A 22,741-nucleotide genomic window follows, 5' to 3' on the forward strand; every position below is an offset into this window, starting at 1 on the left:
CCGGCAGTTTCAGCGGCCCCATGTTCGGCGGCGATTCACATACTGGGTCTGGACCCCGTAGGCCGGGTAAGGCGTCAGCCGCCACCCGGCAAAATAACCGCGCAATAGCACCGTAGGCCGGGCAAGGCGTCAGTAGTGTAGGTCGGGTAAGCGCAGCGCCACCCGAAAAACAAATGGCGCCGCGGGTACCCCGGATAAGGCGCAAGCCGCTATCCGGGGAAGATTAACTGAACAGGGCGGTGATGGAGGCGCTGGCGAGGGAATGGAAATGGACGTTAAAGCCGACCATCGCGCCGCTGGCCTCAGCATCCACCTCAATTTTCTCGACGTCCAGGGCGTGGACGGTGAAGATATAGCGGTGGGTTTCGCCCTTCGGCGGCGCCGCGCCGCCGTAGCCTGCCTTACCAAAATCGGTGCGGGTCTGAACGGCCTCTTCCGGCAGCTCCGCCTGACCGGAACCGGCCCCTTGCGGCAGGACGCGGGTATCGGCCGGCAGGTTAGCGACCACCCAGTGCCACCAGCCGGAGCCGGTCGGCGCATCCGGATCGTAGCAGGTCACCACAAAGCTTTTGGTTCCCGCGGGCACATCATCCCACATCAGATGCGGCGAAATATTGTCGCCATCGTAGCCCATGCCGTTGAAGACGTGACGATTAGGCAGCTTACCGCCGTCCTGGAGATCGTGACTGATCAGTTTCATGCTTCATCCTCATTGATAATGCGCTGATTAACAAAGAAGTGTAGCCTTCCCGACGACGCAATTCCGCTATTTATTCGCTAAAAAATGTTTCGTCCTGCACTGCCTGGTTGACCGCATGGGTCAGGCGGGTCAGCTGCTCGGGCGTGATGATGTACGGCGGCATCAGATAAATCAGCCGGCCAAACGGACGGATCCAGACTCCCTGCTCGACGAAAAAGCGCTGCAGGGTGGCCATGTTGACCGGGCGACGGGTTTCAACCACGCCAATAGCGCCCAGCACGCGGACGTCCGCGACCAGCGCAGACCCCCGCGCCGGGGCCAGCTCGGCCTGCAGCTGGGCTTCAATCGCCGCTACCTGCGGCTGCCATTCGCCGCTCTCCAGCAGGCGCAGGCTTTCGCTGGCCACCGCGCAGGCCAGCGGATTGCCCATAAAGGTGGGGCCGTGCATAAAGCAACCGGCTTCGCCATTGCTAATGGTTTCAGCAACCGTTCGGGTAGTGATGGCGGCGGAAAGGGTCATGGTGCCGCCGGTCAGCGCTTTGCCCAGACACAGAATGTCGGCGGTAATCCCGGCGTGTTCACAAGCGAACAGCTTGCCGGTGCGGCCAAAGCCGGTGGCAATCTCATCGGCGATCAGCAGTATCCCTTCCCGGTCGCACATTTTACGCACCCGCTTCAGCCACTCCGGATGGTACATCCGCATGCCGCCCGCCCCCTGGACGATAGGTTCGAGGATCACTGCGGCGATTTCATGACGATGCGCGGCCATCAGGCGGGCAAACGGCACCATATCCATCTCGTCCCACTCGCCGTCGAAGCGGCTTTGCGGCGCGGGGGCGAAAAGATTATCCGGCAGGTAGCCCTGCCACAGGCTGTGCATCGAGTTCTGCGGATCGCAGACCGACATCGCTCCGAAGGTATCCCCGTGATAGCCGTTGCGGAAGGTCAGAAAACGACGACGTGGTTCGCCTTTAGCCTGCCAGTACTGCAGCGCCATTTTCATCGCCACCTCTACCGCCACTGAACCGGAGTCGGCGAGGAAAACGCACTCCAGCGAGGCCGGGGTCATCGCCACCAGCTGACGGCATAGCGCAACTGCCGGCGGATGGGTGATCCCGCCGAACATCACGTGCGACATTTGGTCAATTTGTCCCTTCAGCGCCGCATTGAGGCGTGGGTGATTGTAGCCGTGGATCGCCGCCCACCAGGAAGACATACCGTCAACCAACTGTTCGCCGCCGGCGAGGGACAGCTCGCAACCGTGGGCGGACACCACCGGGTAGACCGGCAGGGGGGAAGTCATAGAGGTGTAGGGGTGCCAGATGTGGCGCCGATCGAAAGCGAGATCGTCCAGTGTCATAAGCGACTTGTAAACCATTTTGAAAACATTTAGGTTTACAAGTCTACACTGAACTTACTTACAATGAAACGTACACAAAATATTTCGCGCAGCATCGAGGCGGCAAGCGAGAACATCCCCAGGAGCATAGTTCACTATGTGACTGGGGTGCGCGAGTGCAGCCAACAAAGAGGCTGTGTGAAATAGGAAGTGTACGACCTTTTGGAGAGAAAAATGGCTCACCAACCTCGCTGGACAATGTCGCAAGTAACGGAATTATTTAATAAACCGCTGATCGATCTGCTATTCGAAGCACAGCAAATCCATCGTCAACACTTTGATCCGCGCCAGGTGCAGGTCAGCACCCTGCTGTCGATCAAAACCGGCGCCTGCCCGGAAGATTGTAAATATTGCCCGCAGAGCGCACGCTACAAAACCGGCCTCGAAGCCGAGCGCCTGATGGAGGTTGAGCAGGTGCTGGAATCAGCGCGCCAGGCGAAAAACGCCGGCTCCACCCGCTTCTGCATGGGCGCGGCGTGGAAAAACCCCAATGACCGCGATATGCCTTACCTGGAGCAGATGGTGAAAGGGGTGAAGGCGCTGGGGCTGGAGTCCTGTATGACGCTCGGCACCCTGACCGACAGTCAGGCGCAGCGCCTGGCCGAAGCGGGCCTCGATTACTACAACCACAACCTTGATACCTCGCCGGAATTTTACGGCAACATCATCACCACCCGTACCTACCAGGAGCGCTTGGATACGCTGGATAAAGTGCGTGATGCTGGGATCAAAGTCTGCTCCGGCGGCATCGTCGGGCTGGGAGAGAGCGTAAAAGATCGCGCCGGACTGCTGCTGCAACTGGCTAATCTGCCGACGCCGCCGGAGAGCGTACCGATCAACATGTTGGTGAAGGTCAAGGGCACGCCGCTGGCGGATAACGACGACGTCGACGCTTTCGATTTCATCCGCACTATCGCCATCGCGCGCATCATGATGCCCACCTCCTACGTGCGTCTCTCCGCCGGCCGCGAGCAGATGAACGAGCAGACCCAGGCGATGTGCTTTATGGCCGGGGCGAACTCGATTTTCTACGGCTGCAAGCTGCTGACCACGCCGAACCCGGAAGAGGACAAAGACCTGCAGCTGTTCCGCAAGCTGGGGATCAACCCGCAGCAGACGGCGGTGCTGGAAGGCGACAATGAGCAGCAGCAACGTCTGGAGCAGGCCTTACTCACCCCGGACACTGAGGAATATTACAACGCGGCGGCGCTATGAGCTGGCAGCAGCGAATCGATCGGGCGCTGGACGAGCGGCGGGCGGCGGAAGCTTTTCGCCGCCGCCTGCCGGTGACGCACGGCGCCGGGCGCTGGCTGGAGCGGGAAGGGGAGCGCTGGCTTAACTTCTCCAGCAATGACTATCTGGGCCTGAGTCAGCATCCGGCGATTATCGCCGCCTGGCAACAGGGGGCCACGCGCTATGGCGTCGGTGCCGGCGGCTCGGGCCACGTGAGCGGCTATAGCGAAGCCCACCGCGCGCTGGAAGAGGCGCTCGCCGACTGGCTGGGCTATCCGCGCGCATTGCTGTTTATCTCCGGCTTTGCCGCGAATCAGGCGCTGATCGCCGCCCTGGTGGAGAAAGACGATCGGATTGTCGCCGACCGCCTGAGCCACGCCTCTCTGCTGGAGGCGGCGAGCCTCAGCCCGGCGCAGCTGCGGCGCTTTACCCACAACGATCCGCAGCAGCTCGCGCAACTGCTGGCTAAGCCGCTGGCGGGCGAACAGTTGGCGGTCACTGAAGGCATTTTCAGCATGGACGGCGACAGCGCGCCGCTGGCGGCCATTCACGCCGCGACGCAGGCCGCAGGGGCAGTGTTGCTGGTGGATGACGCCCACGGTGTTGGCGTGGTCGGCGACGAAGGACGCGGGAGCTGCGCCGCGCAGGCGGTGCGCCCTGAGCTGCTGGTGGTTACCTTCGGCAAGGCCTTCGGCGTCAGCGGCGCGGCGGTGCTGTGCGACGAAGCAATGGCCGATTATCTGCTGCAGTTTGCCCGTCATCTGATCTACAGCACCGCGATGCCGCCCGCCCAGGCGGTGGCGCTGAGCGCTGCCCTGGGGATCATTCGCAGCGATGAAGGGCAGCAGCGTCGCGACATCCTGGCCGCCCGCATCCGTCAGTTCCGTGAGGGGATGGGCGAGGTGTCGCTGGGGTTGACCGACTCCGTCAGCGCGATCCAGCCGCTGATCGTCGGCGACAACGCCCGGGCGCTGAACCTGGCCTGCCGTCTACGCGACGCGGGCTGCTGGGCAACGGCGATCCGTCCGCCGACGGTGCCGGTCGGCAGCGCGCGTTTGCGCCTGACCCTGACAGCCGCCCATCATACTGAAGACATTAACCGTTTACTGGAGGTGCTGCATGGCCACAGTGAATAAGCAGGCGGTGGCCGCGGCGTTTGGCCGGGCGGCCAGCGGCTATACGCAACATGATGAACTGCAGCGGCGCTGCGCCGATCTATTGCTGCGCCAGCTGGCGCGCCGCGATTTTGCGCAGGTGCTGGATGCCGGCTGCGGCCCCGGCAGTATGAGTCGCTATTGGCGTGAGGCGGGCAGCGTGGTGACCGCGCTGGATCTCTCCGCCGGGATGCTCGCCCAGGCGCAGCGTAACGACGCCGCGCAGCATTATCTGCTGGGGGATATTGAGGCGCTGCCGCTGCCGGACGCCTGCGTCGATCTGGCGTGGAGCAATCTGGCGGTGCAGTGGTGCGACGATCTACGGGCGGCAATTGGCGAGCTGTACCGGGTGGCGCGTCCCGGCGGCAGAGTGGCGTTTAGCACGCTGCTCGCCGACTCGCTGCCGGAGCTCAATCAGGCGTGGCAGGCCATCGACGACCGGCCGCATGCCAACCGTTTCCTTAGCGAAGCGGCGGTGCGCGCGGCGCTTAGCGGCCTGCGCGCGACCGGCGAGGTTCATCAGATTAGCCTGCCGTTCGCCGATGCGCTGAGCGCTATGCGCTCCCTGAAGGGCATCGGCGCCACCCATTTGCACCAGGGGCGGACCGCCGCCCCGCTTGGCCGCGGCAAACTGCGCGAGCTGCAGCTGGCCTGGCCGCAGCGGCAGGGCATCTGCCCGCTGACGTATTCTCTTTTTACAGGAGTCATTGAGCGTGACTAAACGTTTTTTTGTCACCGGGACCGATACTGAAGTCGGTAAAACCATCGCCAGCAGCGCCCTGCTGCAGGCGGCGAATCTGCTGGGTTTTCACACTGCCGGCTATAAGCCTGTGGCCTCCGGTAGCGAGCTTACCGGCGATGGGCTGCGTAATGAAGATGCGCTGGCGCTGCAGCGTCATAGTCGGGTCGCGTTGCGTTACGACCAGGTGAACCCCTATACCTTCGCCGAGCCGACCTCCCCGCACATCATCAGCGCCGACGAAGGGCGGCCGATCGCCGCGGCCAGGCTCTCCAGCGGGCTGCGTGAGCTGGAAGGTCTCGCCGACTGGGTGTTGGTGGAAGGCGCCGGCGGCTGGTTTACGCCGCTCTCGGATTCCCTGACCTTCGCCGACTGGGCGCAGGCGGAACAGCTGCCGGTCATTCTGGTGGTGGGCGTTAAGCTCGGCTGTATCAACCACGCAATGCTTACCGCTCAGGCGGTACGCCAGGCGGGACTACCGCTGGCGGGGTGGATCGCCAATGACGTACAGCCGCCGGGCAAGCGCCACGCCGAATATCTGGCGACGCTGAAAAACCGACTGGCCGCGCCGTTCCTCGGCGAAATACCGTGGCTTGCCGATATCGCGCAGCGCGACGATCTCGGCCAGTATCTGGACCTCAGGGCGCTGGATCCGGCGTTATCCACTGCGCCAGCAGCGGCTCATCCAGCGCCATAATATCGCCTTCGGCGACGTTACGGCCCCGGTGCAAGACACAGAAGCGATCCGCCACCCGGCGGATAAAAGGCAGGTGCTGCTCGGCGAGCAGCACCGTCAGGCCGATATCGCGATTTAACCGCAACAGCAGATCCGCCAGCTTTTGCAGGCAGCGCGGCCCTCTGCCGCGCGAGGGTTCATCAAGGATCAGCAGCCGCGGCTGGACGATCAGCGCCCTGGCCAGCGCCAGCTGGTACTGATCGTCGTCGCTCAGCGAGGCGCCTTTGCGCTGCCGTAGGGCATAGAGCTCGGGAAAATGCTCATAAATCTCGCCGCCGCTGGCGTTAGCCCCGGGTTTCCCGGCCGCCAGGGCGATGTGCAGGTTCTCTTCCACGCTGAGTTGGGAAAAAATGCGTTTATCTTGTGGCACGTAGCCGATACCAATGGCGCTGCGCGATTGAGCGGACAGGGGGGTGAGATCCTGCGGCGGGGCGCCAATGTCATGCCAGGTCATCCGGCCGCTGGCCACCGGCAGGTGGCCAGCAATGNNAGTTAACCAGGGTGGTTTTTCCCATGCCCTCGCGTCCCAGTACGCCAATGCACTCTCCCGGGCGTAGTACAAGATCGACATTCCACAGCGAATGCTGGTTGCCGTAAAAGTGATTTACTGCCTGTAAATTCAACATGGACGTTTTCTCCTTATCCTGGCGTCAGGGCGACAGAAAGATGCTGCAAAACTCTTGCCAGGAAAAAGAACGCTCGGAAAAAAGCGCTAAACGCCGATACCATCGGGCCTCGTCAGCGCCGGGGCTGCACTTTTCCGGTGCCCGACGCTAAAGGGTGGTGCAAAAAGCAGCAAAAATCGAGCGGCTTTAAGCGGATAGTTATCAAAAATAGTTCGATAAAAATTTTTCGCCACGCGGTTGACCGCAAAAGGCGACAGGCGCCGGGCGGCGGTGGTCTTGGGCTGCGGACAGTTATCCACTATTCCTGTGGATAACCTTGTGTATTAGAGTTAGAAAACCTGCGGTAAGCTAGAGCGTACGCGGCTTGCGGCTGAATTGGCGCGAAAGGCGTCTTTTCTTTAAAGATCTTAAATATCAGCTTGTTAGATAAAATCAATGGGTGTAAGAAAAGCGTCATCTGCTGCCATAAAAGTTTCACCCGTCCGCTTGACAAATGTTAAAAGGTAAAATTTTCTGGGGATAACCCTGGCGGCCGGAGGATTATTCCGTCTGACGCGCGTTTTGCACCCAGCTTGCCGGCCAATAAGACCCTTTTGCGGCGTTATCATAAGTACGTACTGTTTAAATATCCAGTATAATTTATTGGCAAAAAACGGCCCGGGGGGTAGAATTAAACACCGGCCGCTAATTCTTTTTTCAGGTTCTGATTGATGAGTAAATCGTTTGTACTGCATTCCGCCTTTCGCCCCTCCGGAGACCAACCGGAAGCCATCCGCCGCCTGGAAGAGGGGCTGGAGGATGGGCTTGCGCATCAGACGCTACTGGGGGTTACCGGCTCCGGTAAAACCTTTACCATCGCCAACGTGATTGCCGACCTGCAGCGGCCGACGATGGTGCTGGCGCCAAACAAAACCCTGGCGGCTCAGCTCTACGGCGAGATGAAAGAGTTTTTCCCGGAGAATGCCGTCGAGTATTTCGTCTCCTACTACGATTACTATCAGCCGGAAGCCTACGTTCCCAGCTCAGATACCTTCATTGAGAAGGACGCCTCGGTTAACGAACATATTGAGCAGATGCGTCTGTCGGCCACCAAAGCGCTGCTCGAGCGGCGCGACGTAGTGGTGGTGGCGTCAGTCTCGGCGATCTACGGCCTCGGCGACCCGGACCTGTATCTGAAAATGATGTTGCATCTGACGGTCGGTATGCTGATTGACCAGCGAGCGATCCTGCGTCGTCTGGCCGAACTGCAGTATACCCGCAACGATCAGGCCTTCCAGCGCGGCACTTTTCGCGTGCGCGGCGAGGTGATCGACGTCTTCCCGGCGGAATCCGACGATATCGCTCTGCGCATTGAGCTGTTTGACGAAGAGGTCGAGCGTCTGTCGCTGTTCGACCCGCTCACCGGCCACGTCGAAGGGACGGTGCCGCGCTATACCATTTATCCCAAGACCCACTACGTGACGCCGCGGGAGCGCATCGTCCAGGCGATGGAAGAGATCAAGCTGGAGCTGGCGGAGCGGCGCAAGGTGCTGCTGGCCAACAACAAGCTGCTGGAAGAGCAGCGCTTAACCCAGCGTACCCAGTTTGACCTCGAAATGATGAACGAGCTGGGTTACTGCTCGGGCATTGAAAACTACTCGCGCTTTCTCTCCGGGCGCGGGCCCGGCGAGCCGCCGCCGACCCTGTTCGATTATCTGCCGGCGGATGGCCTGCTGGTGATTGACGAATCCCACGTCACGGTGCCGCAGATCGGCGGTATGTACCGGGGCGACCGGGCGCGCAAAGAGACGCTGGTGGAATACGGTTTCCGCCTGCCGTCGGCGCTGGATAACCGGCCGATGAAGTTTGAAGAATTCGAAGCGCTGGCACCGCAAACCATCTATGTGTCGGCGACCCCGGGCGCCTATGAGCTGGATAAATCCGGCGGCGAGGTAGTGGATCAGGTGGTGCGACCGACCGGTCTGCTTGACCCAATCATCGAAGTGCGCCCGGTGGCGACTCAGGTCGACGATCTGCTGTCAGAGATCCGCCTGCGCACGGCCATCAACGAGCGCGTGCTGGTCACCACTCTCACCAAGCGGATGGCGGAGGACTTAACCGAGTACCTTGAGGAGCACGGCGAGCGCGTGCGCTATCTGCACTCGGATATCGACACCGTCGAGCGCATGGAAATCATCCGCGACCTGCGTCTTGGCGAGTTTGACGTGCTGGTGGGGATCAACCTGCTGCGTGAGGGGCTGGATATGCCTGAGGTGTCGTTGGTGGCGATCCTGGATGCGGATAAAGAGGGCTTCCTGCGTTCTGAACGCTCGCTGATCCAGACCATCGGCCGCGCGGCGCGCCACGTCAACGGCAAGGCCATCCTCTACGGCGATAAGATCACCCCCTCCATGGCCAAAGCCATTGGCGAGACCGAGCGTCGACGGGAGAAACAGCAGCGCTACAACGAAGAGCACGGCATCGTGCCGCAGGGGCTCAATAAGAAAGTGGTGGATATCCTGCAGCTGGGCCAGGGCCTGGCGAAAACCAAAGCCAAAGGGCGCGGTAAAGCGAAGGCCGTTGAGCCTGCCGGGCTTAGCGCTGTGGATATGACGCCAAAAGCGCTGCAGCAGAAAATCCACGAGCTGGAAGGGCAGATGATGCAGCACGCGCAGAACCTCGAGTTTGAGGAGGCGGCGCAAATACGCGACCAGCTGCATCAGCTGCGCGAGCTGTTTATCGCCGCCTCCTGATTCTGGGCGCAGACCGGCGGAGTGGACGTGCGGGGTATAGTGAAGGCGCGCTTCTCTTATCGTCCTGCTTGCCAGATAACAAACATTTGAGAAGAAAAAAGGCCGCGTTGCGGCCTTCTTAATGTTTGCTTAATCTCGCCAGGCGACACTATCTTCAACCTGATGAGGATAGCGCCCATGCAAAAAATTAACTTCCGTGAATATCTGGCGGTCGCCACCGCCCTGGTCATTATTGTTGCCTTCTTCCATCAATGGGTGCTGACGTTCTGACCCCCGCGCTGCGGGAATAGCACCCACGCGCGGACCCCTGGCCCTGGCTGTCGGTTATGCAAAAAAAACTGTGCGTCATGCAGCTGAGCGATGCGCGTGACGATGCTCAGTCCGAGGCCAATGCCGCCGTAGCGACTGTCCATGCGCACGAAGGCTTTACTGAGTTCGCCGCTTTTCGCCTCATCGATCCCCGGCCCTTCATCTTCCACCGCCATCACCGGCATCAGGCCTGCTTTCACCGACACGCGGATCGTCGACCCTTCAGGGCTGTAGCGGTGAGCATTCTCCACCAGATTGCGCAGGATCACGCGGATTAACGTCGCATCGCCAGAGACGACGGCCTCGTTTTCGATATCCGTCAGCAGCAGCCGCTGCTGACGCTGCGCCAGCATAGCCTCCAGTTCGTCCTGCAGGGGTTTTACCACGTCATCCAGCAACAGCACCTGCTGGTAGCTGCCGGCGGAGAAGGACTGGCCGACGCGCGCCAGCTGCAGCAGCTGGGAAATGCTGGTGGTCATCTGATCGAGACGCTGGATCAGCGGGTCGACGCCCATGCCATGCACTTTCGCCAGCAGCTCAAGGTGCAGCCGCAGCCCGGCCAGCGGGGTGCGTAGCTCATGCGCCACGTCGGCGGTAAACAGCCGCTCGCGGTCGAGGGTCAGATTGAGGCGGGAAACCAACTGATTCAGGGCGGTGGTCACCGCCGTGACTTCGGGCACCGATTCGCTGAGTACGATAGGGGTGAGGTTGTCCGGCGTCCGGTTCTCCAGTTCGCTTTGCAGCCGTGAAAGCGGGCGGGTGATCTTGCGCACCGCCAGCATGCTGATATACAGCGCCAGGCCAACGATCAGCAGGCTCGGCACCAGCAGGCTGGCAACCGCTTCCCGTACCTCATGCTCCACATGTTTCTGGTTGTTGTGCCCTTCGATGGCGCTGGCCACCAGCAGCTGGATCTGCTCTTTGCTCTCATGCCATAGCCAGAAGACGCTTATCAGCTGGCAGACCACCAGGATGGCGCCGATGGTCAGCAGCAGCCGGTGGCGCATGGTCCAGGTTTCAGTTGCAAACAGAGCCATGGTCTATTCCGTGTCGATGTTGTTAGCCAGCATATAGCCAAAGCCCCGGACGGTGCGGATCCGCGATTTGCCAATCTTTTCGCGTAGGTTGTGAATATGCACTTCCAGGGTATTGGTCGCCGGCTCGTTGTCCCAGCTGTAAATGTCGTTGTAGAGGATCTCGCGATGCACCGGGCTACCGGCTTTCATCATCAGCCGCGACAGCAGGGCATACTCTTTCGGCGTAAGATCCAGCGCCGTTTCACCCAGCCACACCAGGCGGCGAGTGACGTTAAGGCGCAGATTGCCGACGCTGATTTCATTATCGCCCTGGTTGTTATGCCGGCGGAGCAGGGCGCGAATGCGCGCATTGAGTTCCTCCAGGGCAAAGGGTTTTACCAGATAGTCATCCGCTCCGGTATCGAGACCGCTAATGCGATCCTCAAGCGTATCGCGGGCGGTGAGGATCAGCACCGGCTGGGTCATTTTCTCCCGCCGCATGCGGGAGAGAAAATGCAGCCCGTCTTCATCCGGCAGGCCGAGATCCAGCACGATCAGGCTGTAATGATTGCTGGCCAGCGATAGCGCGGCTTCGTGCGCGGTGGAGACGCCGTCGCACACGTATCCTTCACTTTGCATCGCCAGAATTAACCCCTGCAACAGCAGCGCATCGTCTTCAATGACTAAGATTTTCATCAACCAGCCTCTCTACATGGCGTTAAGATATCATCTGCCGCCTGGTACTCGCGGGTGCTGACGCCGAGCAGGCCGAGCAGGGTGGAGAACAGATTATCCTGCGAGTAATTCTCTTTTTGCGCCCGCTGCTGCAGACAGTGCGCGGAAATACCGTAGCGCTGCTGGTAGTCGGCGGAGAGCCACAGCGCCATCGGCACATGTTTCTGCGTATCCGGCGCGATGGAATACGGCAGACCATGCAAATAGACGCCATCTTCTCCCAGCGATTCGCCGTGGTCGGACAAATAAACCAGGCTAGTGGTAAATTTATCCTGTTTAGATTGCAGTAGTTTTATCGCTTTATCAACGACATAGTCGACATAAAGGATGGTGTTGTCATAGGTATTGGTCAACTGCTCCCGGGTACAGCCCTGGATCTCATTGGTGTCGCAGGTCGGCGTGAATTTGCGAAACGCCGCTGGATAGCGATTGTAGTACGTCGGACCGTGGCTGCCGATGGTATGCAGCACAATAATGCCATCCTGTTGCAGGTTATCGATATAGCTGTCGAGATTATGGAACAGGACGTCATCGTAGCACTCGCCATCGATGCACTGCCCGGTGAGCTTCAGGTCGGTGACGTTCTGGTGTGGTACCCGGTCGCAGGCGCCTTTGCAGCCGCCGTCATTATCGTTCCACAGCACCTGGATCCCTGCGCGTTGTAGAATATCCAGGACGCCTTCCTGATGGTGCGCCAGCTCTTCGTCATAATGCGCGCGCGGCATATTGGAGAACATGCACGGCACGGAAACTGCGGTTGCCGTGCCGCAGGAAGTGGTATGCGGAAAATAGATCACGCCGTCCTGCCGCATCAGCGGGTTGGTGTCGCGCGAATAGCCGCCCAGTGAGAAGTTATCCGCTCGCGAAGTCTCGCCGAGCACGACGATCGTCAGGTTCTTACGGGGAGCGTTATGCATCACCGCTTTCTGCGTGGCATCTTCGCCAATCTTCACCAGCGGCAGGTTGTCCATCCGATGATGAGCATACCAGGAGTTCACGGCCACAATGCTGTTGGAAGGGCTCAGGGATTTCACCAGCTCTTTGTTGTTACGGAACACCGAGGCGTAATCTTTGTAGAACAGCGCGGCCACCAGAATAATCAGCAGCGCCGAAACGGCGATATTGAGCAGGCGCATCGCCGCGCCGCGCCACCGCGTGGCGGGCTTACGGATTTTCACCCACCAGGCGACGAATACCGCCAAAACCCCGGAAAGGCCGAGGACGGCAATCATTTCGCCGGAGAGTAGAGCAAAGCTTTCCGCCGGAGTGGTGTCGAGGATATTGGTGATCATGCTGCGGTCGATCACCACGCCAAAGTTCCAGATGAAATATTGCGCCGAGGCGCTGAGCAGAATGAACAGGCTAATCACCAGCCGGTCCAGCTTCAGGAACGAGGCAAGAGTGGTGAGGATATTCATCACGCTAATGGCCACGATCGGCATACTGAGGAATACCAGCCAGTTATGCAGGCTATTTACCGGCAGTAACGGGAAAACCTGGCGATAAAAAGCCAGGTTGAGACAGATACCGATATAGCAAGCAAAGAGAATCAGATAAGTCGTGCGGCTGACCACCGGCCGACGCAGAGGCAATAACGACATAATGCACACCCACAGAAAAAGATGAGGGTATAGTGCCAGCCCTATTTTAAGACAACCTTAAGATTTTAAGGTGCGCCGAAGAGGGCCGCCTCCGGCGCGCAGGATCAGCCCGGCAGCTGGATCGCTTTCTCCAGCGCCCCGCGGAGCAGCGCCCGGTCATGACGATAGGGAACGTCGCTGGCCTCCAGCGGCGTCTGGATCACCAACCGGTCGTCAATGCCGCTGATATCGGCTTTTGGACCGGCGATCACCGCATCCACCACCCGTTTGCCTACATAGCGCTCCATAATCGCGATGCGCTCCGCCAGCGACAGCCTCGCGGCCGGGCTATGCTCTTTGCCGAGGTTATCGATAAAAACCATCGGCGCCGGGGTGCGGCGCAACGCCTGGGCCATCTCGTCGAGCAACAGGATCGGCAGCAGGCTGGTGTAAAAACTGCCCGGCCCAATGAGGATCAAATCGGCTTCGGCGATAGCCTCCACCGCCTCGCGGGTGGCCGGTACCGGCGGGGTGAGCATCAGCTCCTGCGGCACATTATCAAGCTGATCAATATTCACTTCGCCATAAACTTCATGGCCTTCATGATCGAGCGCCATCAAATCCACCGGTTGTTCTGACATCGGGATCAGGAAAGCGTCCACTTTCAGCAGGTTTCTGATCAAATTGATCGCCTCTAACGGCCGCACGCTCAGGTGATCCAGCGCCTTTAACATCAAATTTCCGAGGTTATGCCCGGAAAGCTCGCCGTTACCGCCAAAACGATACTCAAACATCGCCGATGCTACGCTCGGCTCGGCAATTAACTGGTTGATGCAATTGCGCATATCGCCCCAGGCAATGCCACCTTCCGAACGACGGATCCGCCCGGTGGAACCCCCGTTATCGGTGGTGGTGACAATGCCGGTCAGCCGTGAACCGAGCGAGGAGAGGGAGGACATCACCCGGCCCAAACCATGCCCGCCGCCGAGCGCTACCACCCGATCGAGGTCAGCGAATGTACGATTGCGCATAGAAATTCCTTATTTCACATAAACGGCCACACACTACCCGATCTACCCCTAAAAGACGATGGGAGGAGCCCGACAAACTGACCGACATCAAGGCAAAAAAATGATTTATGGCTATTCTGTAGCGAAAATGCACGAAGATAGCGATATGTATAAAATTATATAGCGAAATCGCCAATGGCGAAACTGCCTGTAACGCGCTACTATCGACATAACCTGTTAACACTCTAGCCTCTTCGCCTGTGTCAAAAGATATGGCGATTTGGCCGCGACGCCGCCGGTTGTCGCCAGGGCGTGGAAAGAAATGACCGCGTCTCCCGTATTTGGAAAGGTGTATATGGCCTCACAGCTTACCGATGCATTCGCGCGTAAGTTTTATTACCTGCGTCTGTCGATTACCGATGTGTGCAACTTCCGTTGCACCTACTGCCTGCCGAACGGTTACAAGCCCGGCGCCGTCAATAACAATGGCTTTCTCAGCGTAGACGAAGTACGCCGGGTTACGCGCGCTTTCTCTGCGCTGGGCACCGAAAAAGTTCGCCTCACCGGTGGGGAACCCTCCCTGCGCCGCGACTTCACCGAGATCATTGCCGCCGTGCGTGAAAACCCGGCGATCCGTCAGATTGCGGTCACTACCAACGGTTACCGCCTGGCGCGCGATGTCGAACGCTGGCGCGATGCCGGCCTGACGGCGATTAACGTCAGCGTTGATAGCCTCGACGCCCGCCAGTTCCATGCCATCACCGGCCAGGATAAGTTCCACCAGGTGATGGACGGCATTGACGCCGCCTTCGCCGCCGGCTTTGACAAGGTAAAGGTGAATACCGTGCTGATGCGTGATGTTAACCATCACCAGCTCGATACCTTCCTCGCGTGGATCCAACCCCGTCGTATCCAGCTGCGCTTTATTGAGCTGATGGAAACCGGTGAAGGCAGCGACCTGTTCCGCCGTCACCATCTCTCCGGCATGGTGCTGCGCGATGAACTGCTGCGCCGCGGCTGGATCCATCAGATCCGCCAGCGCAGCGATGGCCCGGCGCAGGTCTTTTGTCACCCGGACTACGCCGGCGAGATCGGCCTCATCATGCCGTATGAAAAAGACTTCTGCGCCACCTGCAATCGGCTGCGCGTCTCGTCCGTTGGCAAACTGCACCTGTGCCTGTTTGGCGAAGGCGGCGTCGACCTGCGCGACCTGATGGCCGAAGACCAGCAGCAGGCTGCGCTGGAGGCGCGGATCGCCGAAGCCTTAACCCATAAAAAGCAGACCCATTTCCTGCATCAGGGCAACACCGGTATTACGCAGAACCTGTCCTATATTGGCGGTTAATCTTTTTCGAAAGGAGCATTCAGATGAGCCAGGCTAGCGCTGAGTTTATTCCGACCCGTATTGCTATTCTTACCGTTTCCAGCCGTCGCGGCGAAGAGGACGACACTTCCGGTCACTGGCTGCGCGAGGCGGCGCAGGAGGCGGGGCACCAAGTCGTCGAGAAGGCGATCGTCAAAGAGAATCGCTACGCCATCCGCGCTCAGGTATCGGCGTGGATAGCCAGCGATAACGTGCAGGTGGTGCTGATCACCGGCGGCACCGGTTTTACCGACGGCGATCAGGCGCCGGAAGCGCTGCTGCCGCTGTTTGACCGTGAGGTCGAAGGCTTTGGCGAAGTGTTCCGCATGCTGTCCTTCGAAGAGATCGGCACCTCGACGCTGCAGTCCCGGGCCGTGGCCGGCGTCGCCAATCGCACGCTGATTTTCGCCATGCCGGGCTCAACCAAAGCCTGCCGCACGGCGTGGGACAACATCATTGCCCCGCAGCTTGATGCCCGCACTCGTCCCTGTAACTTCATTCCTCACCTGAAGAAATAATCTATGTCACAACTGACCCATATTAACGCCGCGGGCGAAGCCCATATGGTGGATGTCTCCGGCAAAGCGGAAACGGTGCGCGAAGCGCGCGCCGAGGCTTATGTCGAAATGCAGGCGACGACCCTGGCGATGATTATCGACGGCAGCCACCATAAAGGCGACGTGTTTGCCACCGCGCGTATCGCCGGGATCCAGGCGGCCAAACGCACCTGGGAGCTGATCCCGCTGTGTCATCCGCTGATGCTCAGCAAAGTGGAAGTCAATCTGCAGGCGCAGCCGGAACATAACCGGGTGCGCATTGAATCGCTCTGCCGACTCACCGGGAAAACCGGCGTTGAGATGGAAGCATTGACCGCCGCCTCGGTTGCCGCGCTGACCATTTACGATATGTGCAAAGCGGTGCAGAAGGATATGGTGATTGGCCCGGTGCGCCTGCTGGCGAAAAGCGGCGGTAAGTCCGGCGATTTTAAGGTGGGTGAATGCCATGATTAAGGTTCTGTTTTTTGCCCAGGTGCGCGAGCTGGTCGGTACCGATTCGCTGACCCTTGATGCCAGCGAACTGGCGACTGNCGAAGCGGTTCGTCAGCAGCTTGCCGCCCGCGGCGATCGCTGGGCGCTGGCCCTGGAGGAGGGCAAGCTGCTGGCGGCGGTTAACCAGACGCTAACCTCTTTCGAACATCCAGTGGCCAGCGGCGACGAAGTGGCGTTCTTCCCACCGGTAACGGGGGGCTGACATGACGCAAACCCGTATCGTGGTCAGCCCGGCGCGCTTTAGCGTCAGTGAGGAATATCCCTGGCTGGCGGAACGCGATGAAGACGGCGCGGTGGTCACCTTCACCGGTAAAGTGCGTAACCACAACCTCGGCGACAGCGTGAAGGCGCTGACCCTCGAGCACTATCCGGGGATGACTGAAAAATCGCTGGCGGAAATTGTCGAGCTGGCGCGCGAGCGCTGGCCGCTGGGCCGGGTGACGGTTATCCATCGCATCGGCGAAATGTGGCCGGGGGAAGAGATTGTGTTTGTCGGCGTCACCAGCGCTCACCGCGGCAGCGCCTTCGCCGCCGGCGAGTTTATTATGGATTACCTGAAAACCCGCGCGCCGTTCTGGAAGCGTGAAGCGACGCCGGATGGCGAACGCTGGGTCGACGCCCGCGACAGCGATCGCCAGGCGGCAGAGCGCTGGTAGTGTGATACGCTTACAGGGTGAAACTTTGTTTATCAGGAGAGAGTCATGGACAGATATCCGCGTTCCGATTCAATAGTGCAGGGCCGTACCGGCCTGCAGACTTACATGGCGCAGGTGTACGGCTGGATGACGGTCGGCCTGCTGCTGACGGCGTTTATCGCGTGGTTTGCAGCGAATACTCCGGCGGTGATGATGTTCGTCTTTTCGAGCAAAATCACTTTCTTCGGGCTGATTATTGCCCAGCTGGCGCTGGTGTTTGTGCTGTCGGGAATGGTGCAGCGGCTGAGCGCCGGGATGGCCACCACGCTGTTTATGCTCTATTCGGCGCTGACCGGACTGACGCTATCGAGCATTTTTATCGCCTATACCTATTCATCGATCGCCAGCACCTTTGTGGTCACCGGCGGGATGTTTGGGGCGATGAGCCTGTATGGTTACACCACGAAGCGCGATCTGAGCGGCTTCGGCAGCATGCTGTTTATGGGGCTGATTGGCATCGTGCTGGCGTCGCTGGTCAACCTGTGGCTGAAGAGCGAGGCGCTGATGTGGGCCGTGACCTACATTGGGGTGGTGCTGTTTGTCGGCCTGACGGCGTATGACACCCAGAAGCTGAAAAACATCGGCGAGCAGATTGATACCCGCGACAGCGCCGCGCTGCGTAAATACTCGATCCTCGGCGCCTTAACGCTGTATCTGGACTTCATCAACCTGTTCCTGATGCTGCTGCGTATTATGGGCAACCGCCGCTAACCTCTTTATATCAAGGGGTTGCATCTCCGAACGCCCGGCAAGCGNAGCGCCGCCGGGCGAGATNTCAGGCACGGTACNCTTGATTTTGCCGGGTGGCGGCTNGCGCCTTNNCCGGCCTACAGGNTCCTCTCACAGGCTNACACTCCGTAGGCCCGGCAAGCGCAGCGCGGCCTGGCCGTTTCATTCGCGGGCCAGCTTGCGCTGGTTCTTTTGCCGTAGCTTTTTCGCCCGGCTCTCCAGCAGCAGATAGGCCACCGTCGCCAGCAGCAATGGCAGGAAATAATAGAGCGCGCGCCAGGCGAGCAGGGCGGCAATGATCGCGCCCTTCGAAATATCTTCCCCGGAGAGCATGGCGATAAACACCGCCTCCAGCACGCCGATCCCAGCCGGAATATGGATAATCACCCCGGCGATACTGCTCACCAGCAGCACCCCTAATACCAGAAAATAGTTAATCTCGCTGCCCAACAGCAGCCAGATTATCGCCCCCATCGCCATCCAGTTCGCCGCCGAGAGCCCCATCTGCAGCAGCGCGAAGCGCCAGGAGGGCAGCACCAGCCGCTGGCCTTTAATCGTCAGGTGACGGCGTTTGGCGAACGCGCAGCCGAACAGATAGCAAAGCGTAAGGATCAGCATCACCCCTCCGATAATACGCAGAGTGGTCTGGCTGATGTACCAGTGCGGCGGCAGCTTCACCAGATCTGCCGTGAATATCACCCCGCCCAGCAGAATATAGCCCAACCAGTTGGTGGTAATGCTTAAGGAAAAAATACGGGTGATGGTGCTGCCGTTCAGCCCCAGCCGCGAGTACAGCCGGTAGCGCATACCGATCCCGCCGACCCAGGTGCTGAGGGTCAGGTTGAAGGCGTAGCAGATAAACGACACCAGCATGACCTGGCGTTTCGCCAGCTTGTGCCCGCAATAGGCCCGACCGAGCAGATCGTAGCAGCCGTAAATGAGGTAGCTGACGATAACCAGCGCAATGGCGCTAAACAAGGCCAGCCGATCGTAGCCGCGGATCACCTTCCACACGTCCTGCCAGTCGACTTTTTGCGCGTAGATCACCAACAGGACGATGACGGCGATAAAAAAGAGCACGGTCAGCACTCTTTTCGCCATCCGCCAGCGGGGATGTGATTTGCTCATAGTGGATTATCCCTGGCTGGAGACTCGACGCGGTCCTGAGTTTCAATTTCCGGCTGGACCGGCGGGCTGACTCTGGCCAGCCGCGGGGTATGAGCCGGTAGCCAGCCGACCCATGCCGGGAAGTGGCGCAGAAAGTGGAAAGCCATCACGCTGACGCCCAGCCGCCACCAGTTGCGTTTCGGCAGCATCGTTTTATCGATCCGCTGGCAATCCCGGGCGATAAGCCCGTTGAGATTATCGCGCAGCGTCTGGTTAAACACCCGATCGTGGATGATCAGATTGGCTTCCAGATTCAGCGACAGGCTAAGCGGATCCAGGTTGCTTGACCCAACGGTGGCCCAGTGGTCGTCTGCCAGAGCGACCTTGCCATGCAGCGGGCGACGGCGATATTCGTAAATCTGCACCCCACCCTTAACGAGATAGTGATAGAGCAGGTGGGCGCCAAACTTCACAATGGGAATATCCGGTTCGCCCTGCACGATCAGCTTAACCCGTACTCCGCGCCGCGCGGCATTGCGCATCGCATGCAGCAGGCGGTAGCCGGGGAAAAAATAGGCGTTAGCGATAATCACTTCCCGGCGGGCGCTGGTCAGCATCTTCAGGTAGTGGCGTTCAATATCGTCGCGGTGATCCTGGTTGTCGCGCCAGACGAACAGCGCCTGCGCCTCGCCGGGGGTCTGGTTAACCTCCGGCTGGTGGCGACGACGTCGCCACCAGCGGCGGGCGGTTTCGCTGTTGGGCAGGTTTTCCAGCTCGAACTGCAGGATGTCGAGCACCACCGGCCCTTCGACCTGCACCGCATAATCCTGCTTCGCCTCCGGACCGTAGTCGCTCATATGTTCGGCGGAGTAGTTAATACCGCCGACAAAGGCGGTGGTGTCGTCGATTACCACGATTTTACGGTGCATGCGACGGAACAGATTGGTGCGCATCCCCATCAGCTTAGGACGCGGATCGTAGTAGCGGAAAATCACGCCAGCGGCGGTGAGCTCGCCGACAAACTCATCGCTGAGATCCGGGGAACCATAGCCGTCGAGGAGCACCTCCACCTGGATGCCACGGCGGGCAGCCTCGAGCAGGACCGCGTGCAGCCGCCGGCCTACCTCATCTTCAAACCAGATAAAGGATTCGAGGATCACCCGCTGGCTGGCGCGACCGATGGCCGCAAACAGCGCCGGATAGTACTGGTCGCCATTCTCCAGTAGCGTAATGCGGTTGCCTTCCTGCCAACGACATTTCACAAATGTATCTCCACGCTAAGGGGTGCATGATCGGACAGATGCCGCCATTGTTTAAGGGCCAGCGCCTTCGGGCGACTGGCGTGGGCGTTCTTGACGTAAATGCGGTCGAGGCGCAGCAGCGGAAAACTGACTGGAAAGGTGCGCGCCGGCCGTCCGCGGGCGCGGGTAAAGATCTCTTCCAGCCCGGCCTGGGCTTTTAACGGCTGGTTAGCCTGCTGACGCCAGTCGTTAAAATCGCCAGCCACCACCACCGGCTCGCCCGCGGGCAGGGTATTGACCCACTCCGCCAGCATGGTCAACTGCGCCTGCCGTTGGTCGGCGCGTAGACCGAGATGGACGCAAATCACGTGAATAGTTATCCCGCTCCGCGGCGGCACGATGCGGCAGTACAGCAGGCCGCGCTTCTCCCCGTTGCCGACCGAGATATCGCGATTTTCGTAGTATTCAATGGGAAAGCGCGACAGCACGGCGTTGCCGTGGTGGCCTTCCGGATAAACCGCATTGCGCCCGTAGGCGTAGTCGCTCCACATGGTGTCGGCGAGAAATTCATAATGGGTCGTATCCGGCCAGTTTTCGATGTGCAGCGGATGTACCTCATGAGCGCCCATCACCTCCTGCAGGCAAACAATATCCGCGCTAACGCTGCGCACGGCGTCGCGCAGTTCGGGCAAAATAAAACGCCGATTAAACGCCGTAAAGCCTTTATGGGTGTTAATTGTCAGCACGTTCAACGAAAATCCCGCCGTTGGCTCAGCCATAATTCTCCAGTAAATTTCACTTTCCTGAATAAAATAGTGTAGTAGACGTCACAAAAAGATGCGGTGTTACGGAATTTTCCGTAAAGTGCGGTACTCTGAGTAGCAGAGAAAAATCCTTCAGGAGAGAAGCCATGAAGTGGCAACAACGTGTACGCGTCGCAACGGGTCTTAGTTGCTGGCAGATTATGTTGCATCTACTGGTCGTGGCAGTACTGGTGATGGGTTGGATGAGCGGCGCGCTGGTGCGCGTCGGATTGGGACTGTGCGTCCTCTACAGCGTCACGCTGCTGGCGATGCTGTTTTTACAGCGTCACCATGAGGCGCGCTGGCGCGATGTGGGAGACTTCCTTGAGGAGCTCACCACGACCTGGTACTTCGGCGCGGCCATGATAGCGCTGTGGCTGCTGTCGCGCGTGCTGCACAACAACCTGCTGCTGGCCCTCGCCGGGCTGGTGATACTGGCAGGCCCGGCGGTGGTCTCGCTGCTGGCGAAAGATAAGAGCCGTTACCCTAAAGCGTTCGGGCTACAACAAGGCGGCAACGCAGCGAATCCCCAGAAGCATAGATAACTATGCGACTGGGGTGAGTAAGGAAAGCCAACGCCGTTGTAGTTTGAACGATGACGGGTATTACGCAATCTTCCTTCGGAACATCGCATACGCCGCTGAGCCGGTGGTGGCCGCTATGACCAGTAGCGGCCACAAACTTCCCCACACAATCTCCAGACTCGCATCCTTCAGATAAATTTGCTTGGTGATATCGGTAAAGTGGCGGATGGGATTTATCCAGGTCAGATCCTGCAGCCACTGCGGCATGTTTTCCACTGGTGAGACGTACCCCGACAGGAGAATAGCCGGCATCATAAAGACGAACACGCCGATAAACGCCTGCTGCTGGGTGGCGCACAGCGACGAAATCAATAAGCCAAAGCCCACCAGCGATAGACCGTAAATCACCATGGTGAAATAGAACAGCAGCAGCGAGCCGGCAAACGGGATCTGATAGGCCCAGATACCAATCGCCAGCACGATAGTTGCCTGCAGGGTGGCGACGATCAGCGCCGGCACCGCCTTGCCGACGAAAATTTGCCAGGTGGCGAGGGGGGAGACCAGCAGCTGGTCAAGGGTGCCCTGCTCGCGCTCGCGAGCCACCGACAGCGAGGTGACGATCATCACCCCGATGGTAGTGATCATGGCGATAAGCGACGGCACCACAAACCATTTATAGTCGAGATTCGGGTTGTACCAGTTGCGCACCACCAGCTCGCTGTTGTTCGGCTTCGCTTTACCCTCCAGCAGCTCCTGCTGATAGTTTTTCACAATCTGTTGCAGATAGTTGGCGGCGATTTGCGCGCTGTTGGAGTTGCGTCCGTCGAGCAGAAGCTGCAGCGGGGCGGTTTGATAGTTATCCAGATTGCGCGAGAAATCGGCCGGGAAGCGCACCACCAGCAGAGCTTTTTGTTCATCGATGGTCGGCTGGATCGCCTGCGGGCTTTGCAGCAGCAGGACGTGGGTAAAGGCTTTGGCGCGGGCAAAGCGCTGAGTGAGTTCCACCGCGTGGCGACCGCTGTCCTCGTTGTAGATAGCGATGGTGGCGTTGGTCACCTCCAGCGTCGCGGCAAAGGGAAACAGCAGCACCTGAATCAGCACCGGCATGATTAAAATCGCCCGCGTCTGCGGCTCGCGCAGCAGCGACTGCAGCTCTTTGCGGATTAATGTCCATAAACGGTGAAACATAATAGCTCCTTTGGCCCATTCAACCACGCCGGGCGGCACTGCGTTTGCCCGGCCTACGGGATCGGCGAACCGT

The 22,741-nt window shown here is 59.5% G+C and carries 23 protein-coding genes, 1 pseudogene and 1 riboswitch; of the genes and pseudogenes, 12 read left to right on the forward strand and 12 right to left on the reverse strand.

Going from position 1 to position 22,741, the window contains the following annotated elements; genetic code table 11:
- Window positions 1-223: 223 nt before the first annotated feature.
- Both VZP09_RS04100 and bioA read right to left on the reverse strand, forming a co-directional pair.
- Entirely contained in the window at window positions 224-700 is a 477-nt protein-coding gene (locus VZP09_RS04100; RefSeq protein ID WP_002895575.1) for a kinase inhibitor, read from the reverse strand.
- Between the two features lie 70 nt (window positions 701-770).
- Window positions 771-2,060: an adenosylmethionine--8-amino-7-oxononanoate transaminase gene (gene bioA / locus VZP09_RS04105; protein ID WP_328794913.1), complete on the reverse strand. Its 1,290-nt coding sequence runs from the start codon at window positions 2,058-2,060 to the stop codon at window positions 771-773.
- Between the two features lie 213 nt (window positions 2,061-2,273).
- Here bioA and bioB point away from each other — a divergent pair, with 213 nt between their 5' ends.
- Genes bioB through bioD form a run of 4 tightly spaced genes read left to right on the forward strand, consistent with a single transcriptional unit; the run spans window position 2,274 to window position 5,922 of the window.
- Window positions 2,274-3,314: a biotin synthase BioB gene (bioB, locus tag VZP09_RS04110; protein WP_002895580.1), complete on the forward strand. Its 1,041-nt coding sequence runs from the start codon at window positions 2,274-2,276 to the stop codon at window positions 3,312-3,314.
- Window positions 3,311-4,468 carry an 8-amino-7-oxononanoate synthase gene (bioF, locus tag VZP09_RS04115; protein ID WP_004183475.1) on the forward strand — a complete coding sequence of 386 codons (1,158 nt, stop codon included), beginning with the start codon at window positions 3,311-3,313 and terminating at the stop codon, window positions 4,466-4,468. The genes bioB and bioF overlap by 4 nt, the downstream gene beginning before the upstream one ends.
- Window positions 4,452-5,207, forward strand: coding sequence for a malonyl-ACP O-methyltransferase BioC (gene bioC / locus VZP09_RS04120; protein WP_004142100.1), 756 nt, complete (start codon window positions 4,452-4,454; stop codon window positions 5,205-5,207). Before bioF ends, bioC begins: the two co-directional genes overlap by 17 nt.
- Window positions 5,200-5,922, forward strand: coding sequence for a dethiobiotin synthase (gene bioD, locus VZP09_RS04125; RefSeq protein WP_002895648.1), 723 nt, complete (start codon window positions 5,200-5,202; stop codon window positions 5,920-5,922). Before bioC ends, bioD begins: the two co-directional genes overlap by 8 nt.
- Here bioD and VZP09_RS04130 read toward each other — a convergent pair.
- Window positions 5,864-6,587, reverse strand: a pseudogene (locus VZP09_RS04130) (ABC transporter ATP-binding protein). The gene bioD and the pseudogene VZP09_RS04130 overlap by 59 nt on opposite strands.
- A gap of 86 nt (window positions 6,588-6,673) precedes the next feature.
- Window positions 6,674-6,886 (reverse strand): hypothetical protein, encoded by a 213-nt coding sequence (locus VZP09_RS04135; protein ID WP_002895652.1) that lies wholly within the window; start codon window positions 6,884-6,886, stop codon window positions 6,674-6,676.
- 411 nt (window positions 6,887-7,297) lie between these two features.
- On the opposite strand from VZP09_RS04135, the gene uvrB reads away from it, so the two are divergent.
- Complete coding sequence (uvrB, locus tag VZP09_RS04140; RefSeq protein WP_328794914.1) at window positions 7,298-9,319, forward strand: excinuclease ABC subunit UvrB; 2,022 nt, start codon at window positions 7,298-7,300, stop codon at window positions 9,317-9,319.
- A gap of 248 nt (window positions 9,320-9,567) precedes the next feature.
- On the opposite strand, the gene pmrB is transcribed toward uvrB, so the two are convergent.
- From pmrB to yvcK, 4 genes are all read right to left on the reverse strand, one after another.
- Window positions 9,568-10,665, reverse strand: coding sequence for a two-component system sensor histidine kinase PmrB (gene pmrB / locus VZP09_RS04145; protein WP_004147680.1), 1,098 nt, complete (start codon window positions 10,663-10,665; stop codon window positions 9,568-9,570).
- A 3-nt stretch (window positions 10,666-10,668) separates the two neighbouring features.
- The gene (gene pmrA, locus VZP09_RS04150) at window positions 10,669-11,340 is read right to left on the reverse strand and encodes a two-component system response regulator PmrA (RefSeq protein WP_002895659.1); all 672 of its coding nucleotides are present in this window, start codon (window positions 11,338-11,340) and stop codon (window positions 10,669-10,671) included.
- Window positions 11,340-12,980 (reverse strand): phosphoethanolamine transferase EptA, encoded by a 1,641-nt coding sequence (gene eptA / locus VZP09_RS04155; RefSeq protein ID WP_004176801.1) that lies wholly within the window; start codon window positions 12,978-12,980, stop codon window positions 11,340-11,342. The genes pmrA and eptA overlap by 1 nt, the downstream gene beginning before the upstream one ends.
- A 104-nt stretch (window positions 12,981-13,084) precedes the next feature.
- A complete protein-coding gene (gene yvcK, locus VZP09_RS04160) occupies window positions 13,085-13,990 on the reverse strand; it encodes a uridine diphosphate-N-acetylglucosamine-binding protein YvcK (RefSeq protein WP_004142092.1) in 906 nt (301 codons plus the stop codon).
- A gap of 208 nt (window positions 13,991-14,198) precedes the next feature.
- A riboswitch (molybdenum cofactor riboswitch) is annotated at window positions 14,199-14,337 on the forward strand.
- Here yvcK and moaA point away from each other — a divergent pair.
- The 6 genes from moaA to VZP09_RS04190 all read left to right on the forward strand — a co-directional run bounded on the left by moaA (window position 14,325) and on the right by VZP09_RS04190 (window position 17,787).
- Entirely contained in the window at window positions 14,325-15,314 is a 990-nt protein-coding gene (gene moaA / locus VZP09_RS04165; RefSeq protein WP_002895665.1) for a GTP 3',8-cyclase MoaA, read from the forward strand. (Overlaps the previous riboswitch by 13 nt.)
- Before the next feature lie 23 nt (window positions 15,315-15,337).
- Window positions 15,338-15,850, forward strand: coding sequence for a molybdenum cofactor biosynthesis protein B (moaB, locus tag VZP09_RS04170; RefSeq protein ID WP_002895668.1), 513 nt, complete (start codon window positions 15,338-15,340; stop codon window positions 15,848-15,850).
- Between the two features lie 3 nt (window positions 15,851-15,853).
- Entirely contained in the window at window positions 15,854-16,342 is a 489-nt protein-coding gene (gene moaC, locus VZP09_RS04175) for a cyclic pyranopterin monophosphate synthase MoaC (protein WP_002895670.1), read from the forward strand.
- Window positions 16,335-16,583 (forward strand): molybdopterin synthase sulfur carrier subunit, encoded by a 249-nt coding sequence (gene moaD / locus VZP09_RS04180; RefSeq protein WP_328794915.1) that lies wholly within the window; start codon window positions 16,335-16,337, stop codon window positions 16,581-16,583. The genes moaC and moaD overlap by 8 nt, the downstream gene beginning before the upstream one ends.
- Before the next feature lies 1 nt (window position 16,584).
- A complete protein-coding gene (gene moaE / locus VZP09_RS04185; RefSeq protein WP_002895674.1) occupies window positions 16,585-17,037 on the forward strand; it encodes a molybdopterin synthase catalytic subunit MoaE in 453 nt (150 codons plus the stop codon).
- Between the two features lie 45 nt (window positions 17,038-17,082).
- Window positions 17,083-17,787 (forward strand): Bax inhibitor-1/YccA family protein, encoded by a 705-nt coding sequence (locus VZP09_RS04190; protein ID WP_328794916.1) that lies wholly within the window; start codon window positions 17,083-17,085, stop codon window positions 17,785-17,787.
- Window positions 17,788-17,967: 180 nt separating this feature from the next.
- Here VZP09_RS04190 and VZP09_RS04195 read toward each other — a convergent pair whose 3' ends face one another.
- From VZP09_RS04195 to VZP09_RS04205, 3 genes are read right to left on the reverse strand one after another with little or no spacing between them, the layout of a single operon-like run.
- Window positions 17,968-18,933 carry a lysylphosphatidylglycerol synthase domain-containing protein gene (locus VZP09_RS04195; RefSeq protein WP_002895728.1) on the reverse strand — a complete coding sequence of 322 codons (966 nt, stop codon included), beginning with the start codon at window positions 18,931-18,933 and terminating at the stop codon, window positions 17,968-17,970.
- Window positions 18,930-20,174, reverse strand: a complete 1,245-nt coding sequence (gene clsB / locus VZP09_RS04200; RefSeq protein WP_040251233.1) for a cardiolipin synthase ClsB — start codon at window positions 20,172-20,174, stop codon at window positions 18,930-18,932. Before clsB ends, VZP09_RS04195 begins: the two co-directional genes overlap by 4 nt.
- Window positions 20,171-20,932: an endonuclease/exonuclease/phosphatase family protein gene (locus VZP09_RS04205; RefSeq protein WP_004179098.1), complete on the reverse strand. Its 762-nt coding sequence runs from the start codon at window positions 20,930-20,932 to the stop codon at window positions 20,171-20,173. Before VZP09_RS04205 ends, clsB begins: the two co-directional genes overlap by 4 nt.
- Window positions 20,933-21,063: 131 nt before the next feature.
- On the opposite strand from VZP09_RS04205, the gene VZP09_RS04210 reads away from it, so the two are divergent.
- Window positions 21,064-21,501, forward strand: coding sequence for a YbhQ family protein (locus tag VZP09_RS04210; protein ID WP_004176793.1), 438 nt, complete (start codon window positions 21,064-21,066; stop codon window positions 21,499-21,501).
- 60 nt (window positions 21,502-21,561) lie between these two features.
- On the opposite strand, the gene VZP09_RS04215 is transcribed toward VZP09_RS04210, so the two are convergent.
- Window positions 21,562-22,668 (reverse strand): ABC transporter permease, encoded by a 1,107-nt coding sequence (locus tag VZP09_RS04215; protein WP_004142068.1) that lies wholly within the window; start codon window positions 22,666-22,668, stop codon window positions 21,562-21,564.
- Window positions 22,669-22,741: the final 73 nt, after the last annotated feature.

It is taken from the genome of Klebsiella sp. EMBS2024 (assembly GCF_036233805.1).
Classification (GTDB): Bacteria; Pseudomonadota; Gammaproteobacteria; order Enterobacterales; family Enterobacteriaceae; genus Klebsiella; species Klebsiella pneumoniae.